The 21,448-nt window shown below is 46.5% G+C and carries 15 protein-coding genes; 6 read left to right on the top strand and 9 right to left on the bottom strand.

What is annotated here, in order from left to right; translation table 11 throughout:
- Positions 1–8: 8 nt before the first annotated feature.
- Positions 9–1,961, bottom strand: a complete 1,953-nt coding sequence (qoxB, locus tag ACQCVE_RS05115) for a cytochrome aa3 quinol oxidase subunit I (protein WP_426843170.1) — start codon at positions 1,959–1,961, stop codon at positions 9–11.
- A 16-nt stretch (positions 1,962–1,977) separates the two neighbouring features.
- Positions 1,978–2,931, bottom strand: coding sequence for a cytochrome aa3 quinol oxidase subunit II (qoxA, locus tag ACQCVE_RS05110; protein ID WP_426862131.1), 954 nt, complete (start codon positions 2,929–2,931; stop codon positions 1,978–1,980).
- Positions 2,932–3,260: 329 nt separating this feature from the next.
- On the opposite strand from qoxA, the gene ACQCVE_RS05105 reads away from it, so the two are divergent.
- Positions 3,261–3,476, top strand: a complete 216-nt coding sequence (locus ACQCVE_RS05105) for a hypothetical protein (protein WP_426843172.1) — start codon at positions 3,261–3,263, stop codon at positions 3,474–3,476.
- 47 nt (positions 3,477–3,523) lie between these two features.
- Here ACQCVE_RS05105 and ACQCVE_RS05100 read toward each other — a convergent pair whose 3' ends face one another.
- Positions 3,524–5,467 carry a choice-of-anchor I family protein gene (locus ACQCVE_RS05100; RefSeq protein ID WP_426861935.1) on the bottom strand — a complete coding sequence of 648 codons (1,944 nt, stop codon included), beginning with the start codon at positions 5,465–5,467 and terminating at the stop codon, positions 3,524–3,526.
- Positions 5,468–5,740: 273 nt separating this feature from the next.
- Between ACQCVE_RS05100 and ACQCVE_RS05095 the strand changes: the two genes are divergently transcribed.
- Both ACQCVE_RS05095 and ACQCVE_RS05090 read left to right on the top strand, forming a co-directional pair.
- Positions 5,741–7,378 carry a PTS transporter subunit IIBC gene (locus ACQCVE_RS05095; RefSeq protein ID WP_426861934.1) on the top strand — a complete coding sequence of 546 codons (1,638 nt, stop codon included), beginning with the start codon at positions 5,741–5,743 and terminating at the stop codon, positions 7,376–7,378.
- A gap of 1 nt (position 7,379) precedes the next feature.
- Positions 7,380–8,174 (top strand): endonuclease/exonuclease/phosphatase family protein, encoded by a 795-nt coding sequence (locus tag ACQCVE_RS05090; protein WP_426861932.1) that lies wholly within the window; start codon positions 7,380–7,382, stop codon positions 8,172–8,174.
- A 1,303-nt stretch (positions 8,175–9,477) separates the two neighbouring features.
- Here the strand turns inward: ACQCVE_RS05090 and ACQCVE_RS05085 are convergent.
- A complete protein-coding gene (locus ACQCVE_RS05085; protein WP_426861930.1) occupies positions 9,478–12,741 on the bottom strand; it encodes an efflux RND transporter permease subunit in 3,264 nt (1,087 codons plus the stop codon).
- 119 nt (positions 12,742–12,860) lie between these two features.
- Here ACQCVE_RS05085 and ACQCVE_RS05080 point away from each other — a divergent pair, with 119 nt between their 5' ends.
- The gene (locus ACQCVE_RS05080) at positions 12,861–13,712 is read left to right on the top strand and encodes a TetR/AcrR family transcriptional regulator (RefSeq protein WP_426861928.1); all 852 of its coding nucleotides are present in this window, start codon (positions 12,861–12,863) and stop codon (positions 13,710–13,712) included.
- Positions 13,713–13,772: 60 nt separating this feature from the next.
- On the opposite strand, the gene ACQCVE_RS05075 is transcribed toward ACQCVE_RS05080, so the two are convergent.
- Entirely contained in the window at positions 13,773–14,963 is a 1,191-nt protein-coding gene (locus ACQCVE_RS05075) for an endonuclease (RefSeq protein WP_426861926.1), read from the bottom strand.
- 262 nt (positions 14,964–15,225) lie between these two features.
- On the opposite strand from ACQCVE_RS05075, the gene ACQCVE_RS05070 reads away from it, so the two are divergent.
- Positions 15,226–15,570 carry a DUF485 domain-containing protein gene (locus tag ACQCVE_RS05070; RefSeq protein ID WP_426861924.1) on the top strand — a complete coding sequence of 115 codons (345 nt, stop codon included), beginning with the start codon at positions 15,226–15,228 and terminating at the stop codon, positions 15,568–15,570.
- 10 nt (positions 15,571–15,580) lie between these two features.
- The gene (locus ACQCVE_RS05065) at positions 15,581–17,122 is read left to right on the top strand and encodes a solute symporter family protein (protein WP_426861922.1); all 1,542 of its coding nucleotides are present in this window, start codon (positions 15,581–15,583) and stop codon (positions 17,120–17,122) included.
- Positions 17,123–18,071: 949 nt separating this feature from the next.
- Here the strand turns inward: ACQCVE_RS05065 and ACQCVE_RS05060 are convergent.
- Genes ACQCVE_RS05060 through ACQCVE_RS05045 form a run of 4 tightly spaced genes read right to left on the bottom strand, consistent with a single transcriptional unit; the run spans position 18,072 to position 21,394 of the window.
- Positions 18,072–18,779 carry an ABC transporter ATP-binding protein gene (locus tag ACQCVE_RS05060; RefSeq protein ID WP_426843181.1) on the bottom strand — a complete coding sequence of 236 codons (708 nt, stop codon included), beginning with the start codon at positions 18,777–18,779 and terminating at the stop codon, positions 18,072–18,074.
- The gene (locus ACQCVE_RS05055) at positions 18,779–19,558 is read right to left on the bottom strand and encodes an ABC transporter ATP-binding protein (RefSeq protein WP_426843182.1); all 780 of its coding nucleotides are present in this window, start codon (positions 19,556–19,558) and stop codon (positions 18,779–18,781) included. Before ACQCVE_RS05055 ends, ACQCVE_RS05060 begins: the two co-directional genes overlap by 1 nt.
- Positions 19,533–20,507 carry a branched-chain amino acid ABC transporter permease gene (locus ACQCVE_RS05050; RefSeq protein ID WP_426843183.1) on the bottom strand — a complete coding sequence of 325 codons (975 nt, stop codon included), beginning with the start codon at positions 20,505–20,507 and terminating at the stop codon, positions 19,533–19,535. Before ACQCVE_RS05050 ends, ACQCVE_RS05055 begins: the two co-directional genes overlap by 26 nt.
- Positions 20,508–20,515: 8 nt before the next feature.
- Positions 20,516–21,394 (bottom strand): branched-chain amino acid ABC transporter permease, encoded by an 879-nt coding sequence (locus tag ACQCVE_RS05045; RefSeq protein ID WP_426843184.1) that lies wholly within the window; start codon positions 21,392–21,394, stop codon positions 20,516–20,518.
- Positions 21,395–21,448: the final 54 nt, after the last annotated feature.

Below are 21,448 nucleotides of genomic sequence, written 5' to 3'. Positions count from 1 at the left end.
CGCCTCCTTTATACGGTTGCCCGTTTTTCAGTTTCTTGAATCTCTTCTACGCTGACGTAGAAGCCGTCATCATAATCAAATGAACGCTGGATCATCGTGATAAAGACGCCGATAAGCCCGATGATCGCCATCCACCATAGAGAGAATACCATACCGAAGCCTGCGATACCGAAGCATACAGACATGATCAGCGGTCTGCCGGAATAGCTCGGCATATGAATCGGTTTATAATCTACTGTTTCTCTCTTGCCGGTTGTTTTGTTCTTCTGTTTAATTCTCCACCATGCATCCATTCCTGTTACTTCAGGAATAACGGCGAAGTTATAGTGCGGCGGAATGGCGGTAGTGGTCGCCCACTCAAGTGTCCGTCCATCCCAGGCATCGCCTGTTTGTTCTCTTTCAGCATAACGGTAGCTGTAATAGATGTTATACACAAGAACCACAAATCCTACAGCCATACCCAGTGCTCCGATTGAAGCAACGATATTCAAATCCTGCCATCCGTCAGATGCATCATACGTGTTCACACGGCGAGGCATACCGTCAAGACCAAGGAAGAACATCGGGAAGAAACATACGTTAAAGCCGATTGTGAAAAGCCAGAAGCTCCAGCGGCCAATTCTTTCATTCAGCTTGTGTCCAAACATTTTCGGATACCAGTAGTATAGTCCGGCGAAACATGCAAATACAGTACCTGCAATGAGCACATAGTGGAAATGGGCTACAAGGAAGTATGTGTTGTGATACTGATAGTCAGCAGCCGCCATAGCAAGCATAACCCCTGTTACTCCCCCGATAGTAAAGGTCGGGATAAAGGCCAGCGCCCATAGCATGGCAACCGTAAATTTAATTCTCCCTTTATAGAGGGTAAACAGCCAGTTAAAGATTTTAACTCCTGTCGGGATGGCAATTGCCATTGTCGTGATCGAGAAGACCGAGTTAACACCTGCACTTGAACCCATCGTGAAGAAGTGATGGACCCAAACAAGGAAGCTTAAACCGGAAATAACAACAATCGCTACGACCATGGCTTTATAGCCGAACAGTGCTTTTCTGGAAAAGGTTGCAATAACTTCAGAGAAAATACCAAATGCCGGAAGCACAACAATGTATACTTCAGGATGTCCCCAAATCCAGAATAGGTTCGCCCACAGCATTGGCATACCGCCATCTGCCAGCGTAAAGAAATGAGAACCGAACAAACGGTCAAATGTCATAAGAGCAAGTGCTACAGTCAGTACAGGGAATGCGAAAACGATGATTAAGCATGTAATGAGAGCAGTCCATGTAAACATTGGCATACGCATAAGCGTCATGCCTTTTGCACGCATTTTCAAAATCGTTACCATGAAGTTAATACCGGTCAGCAAGGTACCAATACCAGCTACTTGCAGGCCAAGCAGGTAATAGTTTTGCCCCGGTCCAGGAGAACTTTCCACTCCGGCAAGCGGCATGTAGGCCGTCCAGCCTGCAGAAGGAGATCCTCCAAATACGAAGGAGATGTTAAATAGCATAGCTCCTACGAAAAATGTCCAGAAGCTCAATGAGTTTAGATAAGGATAGGCAACATCGCGCGCTCCGATTTGAAGAGGGACGACAACGTTCATCAATCCAATCAGGAACGGCATTGCCATGAAGATAATCATGATCGTACCATGAGTGGTGAATATCTCATTGTAATGCTGTGAATTTAGAAACTCAGCGCTGTTGACCGTGAGCTGCGCACGCATGAGCATAGCGTCAACCCCTCCGCGGAACAGCATGAGGATCGCGGCAATGATATACATAATGCCAAGTTTTTTATGGTCAACAGTTGTTAGCCAGTTCGTCCAGAGCCATTTCCATTTTTTGAAATAGGTCAGAACGAATATGATTGCAATGGTTGTAAGACCAATAGATACCTGGGCTCCCATAATCAGCGGATCATCAAGGATCAGATTGTTCTTTATAAATTCAAACATTCAATTTCCTCCTTTCCTAGTTGGAGCCTAGTTCGTCCCCGGTGTCATTCTGTTCTTTCTCTTCATCCTTTGAGTGATGTGATTCGTAAGTGATGCCGTATTTCTCCCTGATTCGAAGCACGTATTCAGGATCTTTCGCGTGATCCACAAAATCAAGGTGTGTAGATGAGAATTTCATCGGTTCCACGTGTCCCGGGAACATCAGCTTCTCATACTCCTCTTCTTTCAGTTCAGGAGCACTTTGGGCTTCTTTTACCCAGCTGGCAAACTCTTCTTCTGTCTGTGCATATACTTTGAAGCGCTGATCCGTGAATCCTTCACCGGTGTAGTTGGCGTTACGGCCTTCATAGGTGCCCGGTTCGTCAGCCTGAAGATAAAGCTTCATTTCCATTTCAGACATCGCGTATTTCTGTCCGCCGAGCTGCGGAATCCAGAATGATGCCATATTGTCTGCTGAAGTTAAACGGAATTCCAGTGGACGGTCTTCAGGAATGTAAAGCTGATTAACTGTTTCAATATCCTCTTCCGGATAGCTGAAAATCCATTTCCAGTCTACTGAAGTGGCATAAACGACAAGAGGCTCCTTATCGGAGTGTTCGCTTTCAGGAACTTCTTCCAGACTGTAAATTGCCTGAACAGTCGGGATGGAAAGCGCGATTACAATAATAACCGGGATGATCGTCCATACAACCTCAAGGAACTTGCTGCCTTCCATTTCAGGCGGCTCGTACCCCATGTTTGTAGGGCGCTCGCGGTATTTTATAATGATGAGAATAAATAAGACAAATACAACTGCTATAATAAACAGCATGAATACGATGGAGAGCATGATCAGATCTCTTTGCTCTGCAGCAACCGGCCCCTTAGGATCGAGAACTGCCATCTGGCTGCAGCCGCCAAGCAAGAATACTGAAATTAAAGCTCCAAACAAAAATAAAGGTTTTAAATATTTACCCAAAAGGTTCACCATCCTTCCCAATCCTTGTGCAAAAATGACAAAAAAGTCCAATACCCTTAATCCACTTAAACTTTTACCCTTATAGTAACAGACCATAAACAGAAATGTCTTTTCCATTTCATAATGTCATCCAGTTTTCATACAAAAGTCATAACTTGTTCATTATTTTTTCACAATATCGTCACATAATTGGATAATTATTGATTTAAAAGAAGTTCCCTCCTTTAAAGACTTTTAAAGACTGCTAGCAGAAAAATAAAATTCATGAAACGCTTACAAAAAAGGGAATCAAAGCGTTTCATTTTCAGGGAAAAGTGGAATAGCAGAATTATATCAGGGAGGTGGAGATTTTGTCGAAGGAAAGCACAAAACACCGCAAAGATCATCCCGAACAGGTTCCGACAGATAAAGAAAGCATGCATGATCAGTTCGAGGAAGAGCAAAACGTTGATTCAATTCCGCTTGAGGATTTGAAGCAGGACATGCAGGATGAAAAGAAGAAGCATAAAACAAAGAATGATTCAGATTCCGAAGATAGATTCAAAAAGAATAAATAATAAAAACCGGCGGCTGTCTGCTTAACGCAAACACCGCCGGTTTCAGCTTATTGTTCAGGAACCATCAGCGTCTGTCCTGCCATAATAAAATCAGGGTCTTCAATATAATTTATTTTCATCAGCCGCGGCCAGGGAACCCCTGCATTTGCCGCAATTTCATAAAGTGTATCCCCTTTTTCCACCTTGTACTGCGTATTTACCGGACCCGTTTTTAAACGCTGGGAAACGAAGAGGAGATCCGGCTTGTTTAAGCCATTCAAAGCCCTCAAATACTCCGGTGCAGTTCCGTACATGCCAGCAATGTCTGTCAATGTCTCGCCTTTTTTGACAACATGCTCTTTGCCGCTGCTTCCTCCTCCAAGTTCCATGACCGCAATGGTCCCGCTTACTTCATGCGCAACTGCAAGCAGCGGCCGTCCGTTTGGACTGTCTTCTGCATTTATAAAGAGAACTCCCTCAGGTGCCACATCACCGGAAGGCTCGTCCCCTTTAAACTCTCTCGTGGAATAATAGGCAGAAAACCTAGGTTTTTCCGGGTCATTGATTTGATACGCGGCCACTCCACCCGTACCCTCAAGTCCGATGAAGGCATAATATTGGCCATCGACAATCCCGGCTGCCGCCGTTTCAGGTTCCGGACCCTTTTTCACGCTCCGGTCATCAAGGAGATTCTCATCATTCGGGGTGTTAAAGTATTTCGGAAGGGCCTTTGCGGTTATTTTTTCAAGCTCCGCTCCGCTGTCCCAGACGAGCTTCATATCCTCTGTATCGCGAATAGAAAAGGACCTGCCCCCCAAACTGTATATCGCCTCATACTTTCCTTCTTTATTGACCGGCGCAGATTTTGTCATCACAAGCTTTCCGAGCTGGGACTCGTCAAACAGACCTGCCTCCACCATTCTGTCAATCTGCTTTTGGGACAGCCCTTTAAAATGTCTGGCCTTCAGATCAAATTTGTCTTTTGCTTCCGCTGTGATGATTTCTTCTGAGTAGCCTTCATAATCCTGTGAATCTCCTTCATTTGGCGTAATCAGGTATTCTTTTCCATTCATCTTGAAAATGGCGATTCCATCCGGCTGATACAACCCTAAGACAGGATAGGGTTTAATATCAATTTTTCCGTCTGTTCCTGAAGCATCCATTGCGTTTTCAGACAGGGAATGATCCTTGTAGCCCAGATTATAAACTCTTGTAAACGCCCCTTTTTTTAAGTCCAGCTCGGCAATTGCATTGCTCTCCTGAAGCACGGCATATGCTTTGCTGCTGTCGCTTTTGACAGCGAGGTACTCGGGCTCGAAATTCTGCGGCTGGGTGCTGTCAGGATTTACTTTCCTGATTCCTCTATCCACCTTTACATTCTCATCAAACAGAACGTTTTTAGCCTTGGCTTTATTCACTCCATTCGATAGGTCAATAATGGAGACAGAGCCCTCGGGATTGACTTTGTAATCCCCGCTTGGTTCCCCTTCATTGGCCGACAGCACCTTCTTCCCATCAGGAGTAAACGTCACCATATCCGGAAGGGCCCCCGCTCTGACATGATGGATGTACGTTCCATCCGTCTTCAGAAAAATCACATAGCCCGGATCTGTTTCAGGCTCTGCCGTCACTGCCACAGCCAGGAAGCTGCCGTCCGGGCTCACAGCAACGCTCGTAATATCACTGATCGCTTTTATGGATGGACTTAATTCGCCGAGCGGAATTTGCTTAACCCTTTTCAAGGCTGAAAAATCCCCCTCCGGATCCAAAGCGAGACTAATTATATCCAGCGCCTTCTCTGCTCCGTTAATTGAAAAAAGCTGCTTCGTTTTTTTGTCGTAGGCGACAATCTCCGTTCCTCCCTCATTAAATGCAGCCCCGCTCTCGTATCTGGCTGTAACTTTCATCTCGAGCGGTTCTTTCCCGTTCAAAGAAATTTCCCTGGCTATTGCTCCTGCTGCAGGCTGAGTTAAGAATAATATGCTTGCTAATGAAATAATCCAATACTTCATTTCACGTCCTCCTTCTCGAATCGTACATGGATATTTTTTATTAAAAATCCGAATTCTAACCTTATAAAAAAACTTTCCGGTTAATTTTTGGTTCAAAAAAAATTTTTTTAGAAAGTATTGCAATACTGTAACAGATTTCATATAATCAGTATGCAAACGGTTGCACTTATTTGCACAATCTTAATTTATATTTTTTCAGTAAAATGTAATCGGTAACAAATAAACGTTTTTTTACGCATCAATGTAAGCCCATACATGGAGGAGGAGCAAGAAATGAAAAGTTTATTCACATTTGATTTCTGGCAAAAATTCGGAAAAGCGCTAATGGTTGTCGTAGCGGTTATGCCGGCTGCCGGAATTATGATTTCACTGGGAAAACTGGTTGCCATGATGGGCGGAGACCTCGCACTTGTCATGACCATCGCAAGAGTCATGGAGGATATTGGCTGGGCCATCATTACGAATCTTCACATTCTGTTCGCAGTAGCTATCGGGGGCTCGTGGGCCAAAGAACGCGCGGGCGGAGCATTTGCAGCTCTCATTGCATTCGTTCTAATTAACCGCATCACCGGCGCGATCTTCGGAGTAAGCGGTGCCATGTTTGACGATCCGGAGGCTGTCGTTAACTCCCTTTTCGGACAGGAATTGCTGGTTAAAGATTTTTTCACAACGGTTCTAGGTGCTCCTGCTCTTAATATGGGAGTTTTCGTCGGAATTATCTCCGGCTTCCTGGGAGCGAACCTCTTTAACAAATATTACAACTACAACAAACTTCCTGATGCTCTAGCCTTCTTTAATGGCAAGCGCTTTGTCCCTTTTGCCGTAATCGGAGGTTCCGTTCTTACCGCAATCGTTCTTTCTCTCGTTTGGCCGTTTATTCAGGGAATGCTTAATGACTTTGGAAAATGGATTGCATCTTCTAAAGATACAGCACCCATCATTGCTCCATTTATTTTCGGTACTTTAGAGCGACTGCTCCTTCCTTTCGGACTGCACCACATGCTGACTGTACCAATGAACTACACGGCACTTGGCGGGACTTACACCGTCCTTACCGGGTCAAACGCCGGAGCGATCGTATCAGGGCAGGACCCGCTATGGCTTGCATGGATTGCCGACCTGAATAATTTTCTTGCAGAAGGAAATCAAGCCGGTTATCAAAAGCTTCTCGAGGATGTCCACCCTGCCAGATTTAAAGTAGGACAGATGATCCTTTCAACTGCTTCCCTGATCGGGATTGCTTATGCCATGTACCGCAATGTCGATAAGGACAAGCGTAAAAAGTACAAATCCATGTTCCTTTCTGCCGGTCTTGCTGTATTCCTGACTGGTGTAACAGAGCCGATTGAATTTATGTTCATGTTCGCTGCACCTCTTTTGTATATTGTGTATGCCATTACAACAGGTCTGGCTTTCGCCCTTGCAGATGTCATCAACCTGCGTGTTCACTCTTTCGGATTCATTGAGCTTTTAACCCGCACACCTATGATCTTCAAAGCAGGTCTATGGATGGATTTCGTTAACTTTATCATTGCATGTCTTGTCTTCTTCGGACTCAATTTCGGAGTAGCACATTTCCTTATTAAACGCTTTAACTTCCCTACTCCAGGCCGTAACGGCAACTATATTGAAGAGGGCGAGGGAGAGAAAAAAGGCGGGGCCGTTCAAGAAGGATCACTTGCTCCTGCCATCATCGAACTTCTGGGCGGAGCTACCAACATCACGGACGTAGACGCATGCATGACCCGTCTCCGCGTTACAGTTAAAGACCCTGCCGCTGTTGCAGGCGAGCAGCAGTGGAAAGAACAAGGCGCTCTTGGCCTGATTGTAAAAGACAAAGGTGTCCAGGCCATCTACGGACCAAAAGCTGACGTAATTAAATCTGACATTCAGGACCTGCTGGGAGCATAATATGAAGCTTCTTACTCTCAACTGCCACGCCTGGATTGAAGAAAACCAAATGGAAAAAATAAAAACCCTTGCCAGAACCATCGCAGAAAAAGATTATGATGTCATTGCCCTTCAGGAAGTCAATCAATCTATGAATGCTGAAACAGCAGACGGACTGATAAAAAAGGACAATTATGCGGTAGTCCTGCTGAGCGAGCTTAACAAACTGGGCTCCTCAGAGTACGAGCTTCACTGGGGCCAATCGCATATCGGATACGACATTTATGAGGAAGGCTCGGCAATCCTGACCAAATATCCGATTAAGGAAACCCATTCCTTCCTCATCACAAACAGCACCGATCCTGCTTACTGGAAAACAAGAAGAATCGTCGGGGTAACAGCAGAGGCTGAAGGAGAACTCATCTCCTTCTACTCCTGCCACCTTGGCTGGTGGGACGATGCGGAAGAGCCATTTAAAGAACAGGCCATGTCCCTCCTTCGTCAAGTGCACAAGGAACACCGCTTCTTCTTGATGGGAGACTTTAACAACAACGCCCACATCCGCGGCGAAGGCTACGACCTCCTAACAAGCCAAGGCTTGCTAGACACGTTCGTGCTGGCTGAAGAAAAAGACAGCGGCATCACTGTCCCAGGAAAGATTGCAGGCTGGGAAGAAAACGAAAACCCCCTCAGGATTGACCTGATTTTAACCAATCAGCCACTCCGTGTTGCGAGTTCCGCCGTCATATTCAACGGGGTTAATAAGAATGTAGTATCGGATCATTTTGGGGTAGAGGTTGAGGTAGGATTCAACTGAATGAATGCTGAAAAATAGTTAACCAGCCAGGTTTCCTTTATTGGGGGCCGGCTGGTTTTTTATTTTTTTCCGGCATGCACTGTTTGACATTTCGTGCTTTTCTGGCGTTGTCTGACATTTTTGTCTGACATCGCACCCTTTTCACCCGTTGTCTGACATCCTTGTCTGACATCGCCTACTTTTCCCTCGTTGTCTGACATTATTGTTGACATCGCACGCTTTCCACTCGTTGTCTGACATCCTTGTCTGACATCGCACCCTCTTTTCACCCGTTGTCTGACATCCTTGCCTGACATCGCACGCTTCTCTTCGCGATGTCTGACATTCTTGTCTGACATCTCACCCTTTTTCCCTCGTTGTCTGACATTCTTGTCTGACATTGCATGCTTTTCACCCGTTGTCTGACATTCTTGTCTGACATTGCATGCTTTTCACCCGTTGTCTGACATTCTTGTCTGACATTGCATGCTTTTCACCCGTTGTCTGACATTCTTGTCTGACATCTCACCCTTTTTCCCTCGTTGTCTGACATTCTTGTCTGACATCTCACCCTTTTTCCCTCGTTGTCTGACATCCTTGCCTGACATCGCATGCTTTTTCCCCGTTGTCTGACATTCTTGTCTGTCATCGCATGCTTTTCTCGCGTTGTCTGACATCCTTGTCTGACATCGCACCCTTTTCACCCGTTGTCTGACATCCTTGCCTGACATCGCATGCTTTTTCCCCGTTGTCTGACATCCTTGTCTGACATTGCACCCTTTTCCCCCGATGTCTGACATCCTTGTCTGACATTGCACCCTTTTCCCCCGATGTCTGACATCCTTGTCTGACACCGCCTACTTTTCCCTCGTTGTCTGACATTATTGTTGACATCGCACGCTTTCCACTCGTTGTCTGACATCCTTGTCTGACATCGCACCCTCTTTTCACCCGTTGTCTGACATCCTTGCCTGACATCACACGCTTCTCTTCGCGATGTCTGACATTCTTGTCTGACATCGCACCCTTTTTCCCTCGTTGTCTGACATCCTTGTCTGACATTGCACGCTTTTCCCCCGATGTCTGACATCCTTGTCTGACATTGCACCCTTTTCCCCGTTGTCTGACATTCTTGTCTGACATCGCACCCTTTTCCCCCGTTGTCTGACATCCTTGTCTGACATCGCTTGCTATTCCCCTTTTCACTCGTTGTCTGACATCGCAATCCCTTTACCTATGGAGAGTTGTCCATTCCCAGACTCCCCACTGCCATTGATAATCCAAAAAAAACGGCCTCTCCACATGGGATGGCCGGTTTTTCTGCTTATTCTTCTTTAAGCGTCTTCTTACGGAATTTACTTAAAATCTCATATACGATCGGAACAATTAACAGCGTAAGCAGGGTTGAGCTTGTCAGACCGCCGATAACTGTTATTCCTAGTCCTTTTGAGATCAGACCGCTTCCTTCAAGTCCGAGTGCAAGAGGAGCAAGTGCGCCGATTGTGGCGAGAGCGGTCATTAAGATCGGTCTCAAACGGGTCGTTCCCGCCTCGAGGATCGCCTCGCGGGTTGTGAGTCCTTGGTGTTCTTTATGGATAACCCTGTCAATCAGGACAATCGCATTGGTTACGACGATTCCAATTAACATCAGCGCTCCGATCATAGAAGAGATGCTGATGGTTTCTCCGCCGATGTACAATCCTGCAAGTGCACCGATTAAGGTGAAAGGCAGGGAGAACAGGATGGCAAACGGTGCGAGTCCGCCTCCGAAGGTGATAACGAGTATCAGATAGACAATCGCAATGGCTGCAAGCATGGCCAGGCCAAGCTGGGAGAAGGATTCTTCAATGTCCTGGCTGACTCCGCCCATGGAAAGCTCTACTCCGGAAGGCTTTTTCACATTGTTTATTTCTGTTTGCACATCAGCTGATACTTTTCCGACATTATCCGATTTAATATCACCGGAAACGGAAACGCTGATTTTTCCATCTCTTCTCGTAATCGTATCGGAAGTGGAGCCTTCCTCTACTTCTACAACATCATTAATCGTTACTTCCTGTCCGAGGGAGGAAGTGATTTTCTTATCTGTTAAACTTTCAATGTTTTCGAGCTTTTCATCTTCCGTTTCCAAATAAACATTTACATCCTTGCCGTCTTTCTCGATGGTGGTCACGACAGGGCGCTGCGTTTGCTGGCCAAGCTCCATGCCGATCTGGCCGGCAGTAAGACCTAGTTCGCTCAGTTTTTTCTGGTCAGCGACGAGTGTAAATTCATCATACGTTTTGGATAATCCGCTCTCTACATTTTCCAGATCGCCTGTATCATTCAGGATTTTTTCTACATCTTCCACTACAGGTTTGATTTTTTCGATATCTTCCCCATTAACGAATACCTCTAGGGAATTGCTGCTGCCGCTTGAGGAAAAGCTTTGGGAACCCCATTCTCCTTTTGGAGTCATTTCCTGGAGGTCCTTTATTACTTGTTCTTTTTCAGCTTCAAAATTTTTGAATTCCTCATCGTATTCGACAAAGAACAGTGCCTGATTTTGAGCCCCGGGATTCATCGGGTTTTCTCCGCCAAGGGAATATTGGATCGTCCCTGCTCCTTCCCGGCCATCAAAATATTTCTCGGCATCGAGAGCAATTTTTTCAGACTCTTCACGGGTCTGTCCCGGCTCAGGGCTATACGTAGCCATCACCATCTTCTGTTCTTCATCCGGAAGGAAGCTGACTCCGATGACCGGAACGAGCGCAAGACTTCCGACTAGCATTAGAACAGCAATGGCTGATGTTATCCATTTATGGTTTAATGACCAGTTCAGGACATTTCGGTAAAAGCCTGACAGTTTTCCGGGCTTTTCTTCTTTATGCTGCTTTTCGCTGACTCCTTTTTTGAAGAAGGAGTGTGCCATCATCGGAACGATCGTGATGGCTACCAGAAGAGAGGCAAGCAGCGAGAAGACGATGGTTAAGGCAAACGGGAGGAACAGCTCTCCGATTACTCCTTTTACGAGACCAAGCGGAAGAAATACCGCGATGGTGACAATCGTTGAGGACATAATTGGAACAAACATTTCCTTCGTCGCCGATTTAATTAATTCCATGCCTCTTAGCGGTTCATTTTTCAGTGACATCCTTCTAAATATGTTCTCTATGACAACAATGGAGTCATCGACAACCCGCCCGATGGCAACCGTCATGGCACCAAGCGTCATAATATTCAAGGTGATGTCCATTTGATTCAGAATCAAAACCGCTATAAGAAGAGAAAGCGGGATGGAAATGACGGAAATAATCGTCGTCCGGATATTCCTAAGGAATAAAAGAATGATCAGAACAGCGAATCCTGCTCCGAATAATGCTTTGCTGATCATGGTGTTTACCGATTCTTCAATAGGCTCTCCCTGGTCAAAGGTGGAGGTGAATTGAACACCGGGATATTCCTTTTCCAGTTCGTTCACTTGCTTTTCTACTGCATTTACAACATCTACTGTATTGGCATCTTCAGATTTCACAATTTGGAAGCCAATCGATTCTTCTCCATTTGTTCTCGAAATCGATTCCGCTTTGCCGACAATTTTCACATCTGCGAGCTCACCAAGCTTCACAGTCGGGAGCTTCACATCCTGGTTTGGCTGTGCTTGTCCTTGAGCTGGAGGGTTTTGGACAGCTGAAGCACCTTGCTGAGGTGCGCCCTGCTGACCGGCTGATCCTTGTCCTTGTGCAGGAGCCTGACCTGCTGATCCGGCATCCTGACCGGATTGGGTGCCCTGCTGAGGATTCTGCTGCTGCGCTCCTCCTTCCTGAGCGCCTGGCTGAGGGGACTGCTGGCCAGCCGCACCTTGAGGCATGACAGGAATTTCAATATCTTTCAACTCTTCAGCGGTTGAGACATTTCCATCTATTACAACTGATTTTTCTGTGTTTCCGAATGTATATAACCCAAGAGGGGCAGTGACATCTGAACCTTTGATCATATTCTGGACGGTTTCTTCATCCAGTCCATACTCCTTGAGCTTATCCTGGTTAAAAACAAGCTGGCCCTCTTCGACCTGCTGGCCTGTCAGCTGAACAGATCCGACTCCTTCAATCCCTTCAAAGGACGGGAGTATTTCTTCCTCTGCTCTTTTCGTTAATTCTTCAAGGGATTCCTCATCACTTGAGGCACTTAGAACGATGACCGGAAAAGCATTCAGGCTGAGGCGCGATACCTCGGGGGCCTCTACTCCGTCCGGCAGCTCCAGCGAGCTCAATGCATCCTCTGCTTCCTGCTTGGCTTCATCCATGTTTTTTTCATATCCGTATTCTACTTGAAGGGATGAAACGTTTTGAAAGGAGGAGGAACTCACTGTACTGACTCCGTTTAGATTCTGGAGCTTCTTTTCCATCGGCTCCGACAATTTGTCAGCAACCTGCTGCGGCGTTGCGCCAGGGTATACCGTGGTTACCGTAAGCAGCGGGGTATTAATGTTGGGGATGGTTTCGAGCTTCATATTCAGCCCGGAGTACAAGCCGGCTGCGGTAATGATAATCGTGAGCAGCCACACGGCAAACTTATTCTTTAACGAAAACCCGATTATTCGATTCATTGCTGTCCTCCTATGTAAATTGACTGGTTGGTCACAACCATCTATAATATATCTGACCACCTAGTCATAGTCAATGAAAATAGTGTGAACGGTCATATCCTCTTTAGGGAGCGAAGGACATGAACGATAAAGAACTGATGATTATCCAAAGCGCCATAAAGCTTTTTGCGGAAAAAGGATTCCAGGCTACTTCCATTCAGGAGATTGCATCTGCGAGCGGTATTTCAAAAGGAGCGTTTTACCTTCATTTTAAATCAAAGGATGCTCTTCTTCTGTCAATTTTGAAGCATTATCATTCTCAGTTTGAAGAACAAGCTTCAAAAATTGAAGAATTGGAACCTAGAGCACGGTTTGTTGAGTGGATTTCACTAACCATTGATGTTATTTCGCAGCATCGCGAATTTATTATTACCCAGCTAAGGGAGCAAACCGTTCCCTTTAATAAAGAAATCGAAAATTTTTTCCGTCAGAAAGAATGGGAAGGCTATTTGCTTTATGAAAAATACTTAATTTCCATTTACGGAGATGAGATCCGGCCGTTTCTCGGTGATTTGATCATTATGGCAAAAGGGCTGCTCCGTGCTTATCTGGAGCTGATTATCTTTGATGTTCTTCATTTTGACAAAGCACAGCTTGGTGCTTTTCTCCTTGAACGGATGGACCACTTGGTAGCAGGTTTTTACGAAAGCCCTCTTGTCCCGATTATTTCAGAACAGGACTTAAAAAGAATGTGGAAGTCCCTGCGGACAGCTAAAATTGGTTCCGCGGAATATCTTCTTGAACAGCTTCAGGAAATCAGGAAGCTTGCTCATGATAATGAAGAAATGATGATTACTTTGGATGTTCTCGAAGATGAGCTGCAGGGCAAACAGCTCAGGAAGCCCGTAATTAAAGGGATGGTTTATAATCTGGAGCAGAACGAAGACTTCTCAGAATTTGCCGGACTCATTAAGACGTATATTTTGGAATAGCACAGAATAAAAAAAGGACCCAGGAGCGCAGTTTCAGCAAGCTCTCTTAGGTCCTTTTTTTTAATTAAATACAGCTGCCGCCCATTCAGGGTGATCGATAAACGGGTTGCGGTTATTTTGATAATCGCTGTAAATTACATCATTGCGGTTTCGTTCCCAGCTGCTGACAGGGTCCTGCTGATGCCACTGCAAAAGCACGGATTTTTTCCCCATATATGGAGCCGATCCGTTATTCACATAATTGTTCAGCTCAAGATCCGGTTCTCCGCTGTCGCCTTCATAGCGCACAGCCATGTAAAAAATCATCCGGGCTACATCGCCTTTCACTTCATCGCGCGGCTCCCATGAATCGCTGTCGAAATAGTTGCCTGGCGCCTCTGAATGCTGGGATCCGCCGTTATCGAAATCAAGATTTCCCCTGGAACCGTTTACGGATACGTCTGTCGGGCGAAGGTGATGAATATCGGTTCCCGGTCCCATGGATGTGCCGAAATCACCGTGGGATTTTGCCCAGACATGCTCCCGGTTCCAGTCGTTAACATTTCCGCCGTTAGCAAATTTGCTTTGTGAGCGGCCTGTATAAAGGAGAAGCACATTATTAGAATTAGCTGGGTCTTCATCTGTATTTCTTAATGCATCCCAAACGGCGTCATAAGAGAGTTCACGGTGGTCGTCAATAATATTATGAAGAGCTGATTTTAAGGAAGCTCCAGTTTTGCCAATGGCTGAATTGTAATAGGTTCCATCATATGGCGATGGGGTAGTCGTTCCTCCGCCGCCGTCTGAACCTCCGTCATCATCCGGAGGAACCGTGCCGCCTGCTTTTTCCATTTGGGTTGGACTTTTTAATCCTGCATGGGAAAAATATGCGGACAATGCACCTGTTGCTTTAATGGACTGGCCTTTTAAAGAAGGATTGGATTGAAGCCCGAAGCTGCTTCTGTAGGAAGAAGAAACTTGCACATAAATCATATTAGCAGGGTTCGTTTCCGAGGCTGAGTCTGCGATTGCTACTGCATAATCATTCGGATAGCCGCTCGTTATGACTGAGGTGGCTGAAACAGGCTGTCCCACGACATAGCCTTGAACAGTCTTTGAAGAACCATATTGGCTGCTGATTGCCTGAGATACAGAATACGGGCTGGACCACGTACCGCTTCCGGCTGCATTCGACTGAACCGGTGCAATCAAAGAGAAGATCAAAATAAAGACAAAACTAAAAGAGACAATCGGCTTTACACTTTTTTTCAAAGCTGTTCCTCCTGAGAATATGTTCTCCTTCTATCCACGCAGCCGGCAAATCTTTTTTATCTATTTTGCTCCTTTCTATTATTTCTTTTTCGGAAAGAGACTCACAAGCTCCAATAGTATCAATCTGGAAGAGTCAATAGTCCCTGATCAGCCGAAATAAGAAAGCATATTGTATTAAAATAAATAGACTGAATTTACTTATTTTTCTGAATTAATTATAATAAAGGAGATTCTTTTTATTCTATTAAGGAGGGATTGCTTTATGGACAGTAAAGAAGAGGTGCAGGTACAAGCTGAGAGAAAAAAAGGAGCGCGAATCGATTATACAGCCATCGCTGAATCTCCCGCATTTAAAACACTGCTTTCCAAAAAGAAAACGTTCATTTTGCCCTTATCTTTATTTTTTCTAGCTTTTTATTTTACACTTCCGATCCTCACGGCTTATACAAAGATTCTCAATACACCGGCAGTCGGTGCAATCAGCTGGGCATGGGTTTTTGCCTTTTCCCAATTTGTTATGACCTGGGTTCTATGCTCCATGTACTCCAGAAAAGCCGCCTCTTTTGATGCATTAGTTGAAGAAATTGTCGAGGACGCAAAAAACTAAGGAGGATCTTATGAATCTATTAGCTTTTTCTCTCTTTCTAGCCATTGTTGCTCTGACACTGGTCATCACCTTTGCTGCGTCCAAACGGACTAAAACAACAAGTGATTTTTACACAGCCGACGGGTCCCTGACCGGCTGGCAAAACGGGCTGGCCATTGCAGGGGATTATATGTCGGCTGCTTCATTCCTGGGCATCGCCGGAATGGTAGCGCTTTCTGGTTTTGACGGTTTTTTTTACAGCATCGGTTTTCTCGTTGCCTATCTCGTCGTCTTGTACATTGTAGCCGAGCCGCTTAGGAATCTTGGAAAATATACAATGGCTGATATGATTGCCGCCCGTTTTAACAATAAAAAAATCCGGGGAGTTGCTGCATTAAATACAATCTCCATCTCTATCTTTTATATGATTGCCCAGCTCGTAGGTGCCGGCGCCTTAATCAAGCTTTTGCTTGGGATTGACTACATATGGTCGGTATTGATTGTTGGAACGCTGATGACGATTTATGTGGTTTTCGGCGGAATGACGGCCACAAGCTGGGTTCAGATTGTTAAAGCCCTGCTCCTAATGGTGGGAACGTTTATTATCTCAGTGATTGTCTTTGCAAAATTCGACTTTAACGTAATGAAAATGTTCTCTGAAATGCAGACAGCAACACCGCTTGGCGAAAACTTCCTGAACCCTGGAAATAAGTTCACGAACCCCCTTGATACCATATCGCTCAATCTCGCACTTGTGCTTGGGACCGCCGGACTGCCTCATATATTAATTCGTTTCTTCACAGTTAAAGATGCCATTACCGCTAGAAAATCCGTCGTGTATGCAACGTGGATCATTGGAATCTTTTACGTCATGACCATCTTTCTCGGCTTTGGCGCAGCAGCCTTTGTCGGCTATGACAGAATCGTAGAAGCCAACGCAGCCGGAAACATGGCAGCCCCGCTTCTTGCACAGGTTCTGGGAGGAGACTTTTTATTCGCCTTTGTCTCAGCCGTCGCCTTCGCGACCATTCTGGCTGTAGTAGCGGGCCTTGTCCTTTCAGCTGCCTCAGCCTTTGCACATGATTTTTACAGCCATATTTTACGAAAAGGAAAAGCCACCGAAAAGGAGCAGGTCGTAGCTGCCAGATGGGCCTCAGTAGGAGTCGCCATCCTCTCTATTCTGCTCGCTCTATTTGCCCAAAAGATGAATGTTGCCTTTTTGGTAGCACTCGCTTTTGCAGTTGCTGCAAGCGCGAATCTTCCCATCATTTTGCTGACCATTTTCTGGAAGCGCTTTAACACCGCCGGAGCTGTTTCCGGGATGTTAACAGGGTTATTAAGCTCCCTTCTTTTGGTCGCGATCAGCCCCAACATCTGGTCGCCCGAAGCAGGAGCTGCCATCTTTAAAGGAACACCACTAATCACCCTTACAAATCCCGGAATCATCTCTATCCCGCTGGGCTTTATCGGAGCTTTTCTCGGAACCGTTCTTTCCAGGAAGAAAGAGGCTGAAGGCAAGTTTGATGAAATTGTGGTAAGAGCTAATACAGGGATTAAAGGGGACTATAATTAGGGCGGGGTCTGGCCCGCACTCTGATAAAGAACTAAAGCTCTGGCACCCACTTTCCTAACCCTTGTTCCGCAACGCTTTGAGCCATCAAGCCTCTGTCCCGCTCTGCTTTAAAGCAGCAGGGGCCAGGCACCGTGCCTGGCCCCACTTTCGCTGCCGCACTAAAGCTCTGGCACCGGGGGCGTGAAGCCTTGACGCACAAGGCCTGATAGCTGTACGTCTCTGCCACCGCCTTCTTTAAAGCACTAAAGCTCCGGCACCGATTTTATACGAGAGGGTACCTGTACGCCTCCGACCTTCATTCTGCTAAAGCACTAAACCTCCGTCCCCGTTCTGTCCGATACCCTGCACCATAAGGGTTTACAGAGTCTCCTCTCTGTCCCCAAAACGACTGAAAACTGGGGTCGGAGGAAGCCTCCGACCCCAGTTATGTCTACTGACTTTGCTCCGGCACCTAAGTATAAATCTGTTGGAGGAGTAAGGACGAGAGATTTCCGCCTCTGGCCCTCAGTACTTTACCGCGTCAGGGGTCGGAGGTACTTGTTCCGCACAGCTTCTTCGTTCTTCGTTCAGCTCTGCACGGCGGCCCAGAGGGGTCTGGCCCGCACTCTGATAAAGAACTAAAGCTCTGGCACCCACTTTCCTAACCCTTGTTCCGCAACGCTTTGAGCCGTCAAGCCTCTGTCCCGCTCTGCTTTAGAGCAGCAGGGGCCAGGCACCGTGCCTGGCCCCACTTTCGCTGCCGCACTAAAGCTCTGGCACCGGGTGCGTGAAGCCTTGACGCACAAGGCCTGATAGCTGTACGTCTCTGCTACCGCCTGCTTTAAAGCACTAAAGCTCCGGCACCGCTGCTGCACTAAGCTCCGGCACCGCCCCACTTAAGTAAGCCTGAGCACAGGTCGGCACTATTAAAAACATCTCCATCCCACCAAACAAACACCATCCCTGCCGCCTAATGCCCTCCCAGATACGCCATCTTCACCTGCTCGCTTGAATTCAGTTCATCGGGATGACCGGAAATGACGACACGTCCTGTTTCAAGTACATAGGCCATGTGTGCTACAGATAGAGCCATGTGGGCATTTTGCTCGACCAGCAGAATGGTTGTGCCGCCTTTATTGATTTCCTCGATAATACGGAAGATGGTTTTGACGAGCAAGGGAGCAAGCCCCATTGATGGTTCATCAAGGAGGAGAAGCCTCGGTCTTGCCATCAGGGCTCTGCCCATTGCAAGCATCTGCTGCTCCCCGCCTGACAGCGTTCCCGCCTGCTGCTTGATCCGTTCCTGCAGCCGCGGGAACAGGTCGTATACCAGGTCAAAATCGTCTTTGATGCCTTTTTTATCTTTTCGGAGATAAGCACCGAGCTCCAGGTTTTCTTCGACAGACATGTTGGCAAAGATGCGCCGGCCTTCTGGTACATGGGAAATTCCCTGCTTGACAATGGTTTGGGCAGCTTTCCCCTGAATGTTTTTGTTTTCAAACTGGATGGATCCTTTTTTCGGCTTCAGCAAACCTGAGATGGTTTTAAGGAGGGTGCTTTTTCCGGCACCATTTGCTCCGATCAGGGTTACGATTTCTCCCTGTTTAATTTCCAGTGAGACTTCCTTGAGGGCTTGAATGTGGCCGTAATATACGTTGATGCCTTCTACCTTCAGCATTATGAAACCTCCTCACCCAGATAAGCCTCGATGACTTTCGGATTGTTTCGTACATCCTCCGGACTTCCGGATGCAATCATCTGCCCATGGTCGAGCACATAGATCCGCTCGCAAACCCCCATCACAAGGGGCATGTCATGCTCAATCAAAAGCACTGTCAGATTGAACTCCTTGCGAATAAAGCGGATGAGTTCCATTAAATCTCTCGTTTCCTGCGGGTTCATGCCTGCGGCAGGTTCATCGAGGAGGAGAAGCTTTGGATGGGCGGCGAGGGCCCTGGCAATTTCAAGTCTCCGCTGCTGGCCGTACGGAAGGTTTTTTGCTTTATCATCACGATACCCTTCCAGGTTGAAAATTTTAAGAAACGCAAGAGCTTTTTCTTCCATGTCCTGCTCTCCTCTGAAATGCCTCGGCAGCCTGAAGATTGTTTCGGCGATCGTATGCTTAGACAGCGAGTGGTAAGCGACCTTAACATTATCAATTACGGACAGCTCTCCGAAGAGCCGGATGTTTTGGAACGTACGGCTGATTCCTTTTTGGGTAATCTTATAGGGCGGCAGGTTTTTCAGTATCTCTCCGTTTAACGAAATGGATCCTTCCGTTGGGGCGTAAACACCTGTCAGCAGATTAAAAAAGGTTGTTTTCCCGGCACCGTTCGGCCCGATCAGTCCTGCCAGCTCTCCTTCCTTTAGCTCAAGATTCACGTTTGAAACGGCCTTCAGCCCTCCAAATTGAATGCTGACGGAATCCACTTTAAGCAGGGGTTTGGCGGTTGTCATTTGAGCGGCCTCCTTGAGACGATCGTTTGGTTTTAAAGAAGGATGTGATTTCCTTAGTGCCCATCAGTCCTTGTGGACGGTACAGCATCATCACAATCAGCACCAGGCTGTAGATAATCATTCTGGTTTCCGGATAATCCTGAAGAAAGGTTGAGACAATTGTCAGCAGAATCGCAGCAATGACAGCTCCTGACATGCTCCCCAATCCGCCCAGCACTACGAATATCAAAATATCAAATGACTTGAGAAAACCGAAGTTCGAGGGCTGGATAATGTAAAAGTTGTGCGCAAACAGGCTTCCTGCCACTCCCGCGAAAAACGCTCCGATCACAAAAGCCATTACTTTGTAGTATGTCGTATTGATCCCCATTGCGTCAGCTGCCGTTTCATCTTCCCGGATGGAAATGCATGCTCTCCCATGAGTGGAATTTGTGAAATTGCGTATTACCAGGATGGCAGCAAGCAAACAGCCGAAGATCCAAGGCCACGTTGCAAGATTCGAGACCTGCATCCCGCTTGCTCCACCTACGTAGTCAATATTAAGAAGCATAATTCGAACAATTTCCCCAAATCCCAATGTGGCGATGGCAAGATAATCTCCTTTAAGACGCAGGGTTGGGATGCCGATAACGAGCCCCGCAGCCGCCGCAGCAAGTCCGCCGGCAAGCAGCGCCAAGCCAAACGGCAGCTGGAGGTTCATGGTGAAAATCGCAGAGGCATATGCCCCTACTGCGAGGAAGCCCGCATGCCCAATTGAGAACTGCCCTGTAATTCCAATGATAAGGTGCAGACTTACAGCAAGCATGATATTAATGGCGATGGTGAAGAGGGCATTTACATAGAACGGATTTAATATTCCCCCGGAAATAAGAAATTGAAAAAGAACAAAGCCTGCAAGTGCGCTTCCAATAGACAGCCAGAAACCTATCGTGTGTTTTTGCTTAGCCATAGCCATCCCTACACTTTCTCTCTCATATTTTTCCCGAAGAGCCCGGATGGACGGAAAATGAGAATAAGGATCAGGACAATGAATGCTACCCCGTCACGCCATAATGAGAAACCGAGGGCACTGACTAAGGATTCAACGACGCCAAGGACAAGACCTCCGACCATTGCCCCGGGAATGATTCCGATTCCGCCTAGGACAGCGGCTACAAATGCCTTGAGTCCGGGGATGATGCCCATAAGCGGTTCAATTTTTATGTAATATACTCCAAAAATAACACCCGCTGCCCCAGCTAAGGCGGAGCCAATCGCAAAGGTTGCGGAGATTGTATTATCCACATTGATGCCCATGAGCTTTGCCGCCTCCGCATCATGCGATACAGCCCGCATCGCTTTTCCAATTTTCGTGCGGTGAACAATAAACTGCAGCAGAATCATCAGGAAAACGGAAATGCCTAAAATAAATAATGATTGCGAGCTGATATTCAGCCCAAATAATTCAATGGTTTCTTTTGGAAGGACCGTTCCGGGATAGGCTTCCGGCTGTGCGCCGCGTACATAGATCATTCCGTATTCAATAAATAGAGAGACACCGATTGCTGTGATTAATGCTGCGATTCTCGTAGCATTGCGGAGAGGTTTATACGCAATTCTTTCAATCATCATTCCAAACAGGGCACAGACCGTCATCGCAAGCAGCAAGGCGGGCAGGAAGGGAAGCTTCAGGACGGTAATCGAATAAAACCCTACAAAAGCACCAACCATGAACACATCGCCGTGTGCGAAGTTAATCAGTTTAACAATTCCGTAAACCATCGTGTAACCCAAGGCAATCAATGCGTAAATACTTCCAAGCGATATGCCGTTGATCAGCTGCTGGACAAATTCCATCGCTAACTCTCCTTATCTTGCCTCATATTTTAGTCGTTTCAATTCAAGGAGGAA

This window comes from Metabacillus sp. 113a (assembly GCF_050107635.1).
In the GTDB taxonomy this organism is placed as follows: Bacteria; Bacillota; Bacilli; order Bacillales; family Bacillaceae; genus Metabacillus_B.
The sequence above is the reverse complement of the archived record's forward strand: the minus strand, read 5'-3'. Positions and strand labels throughout refer to the sequence as shown.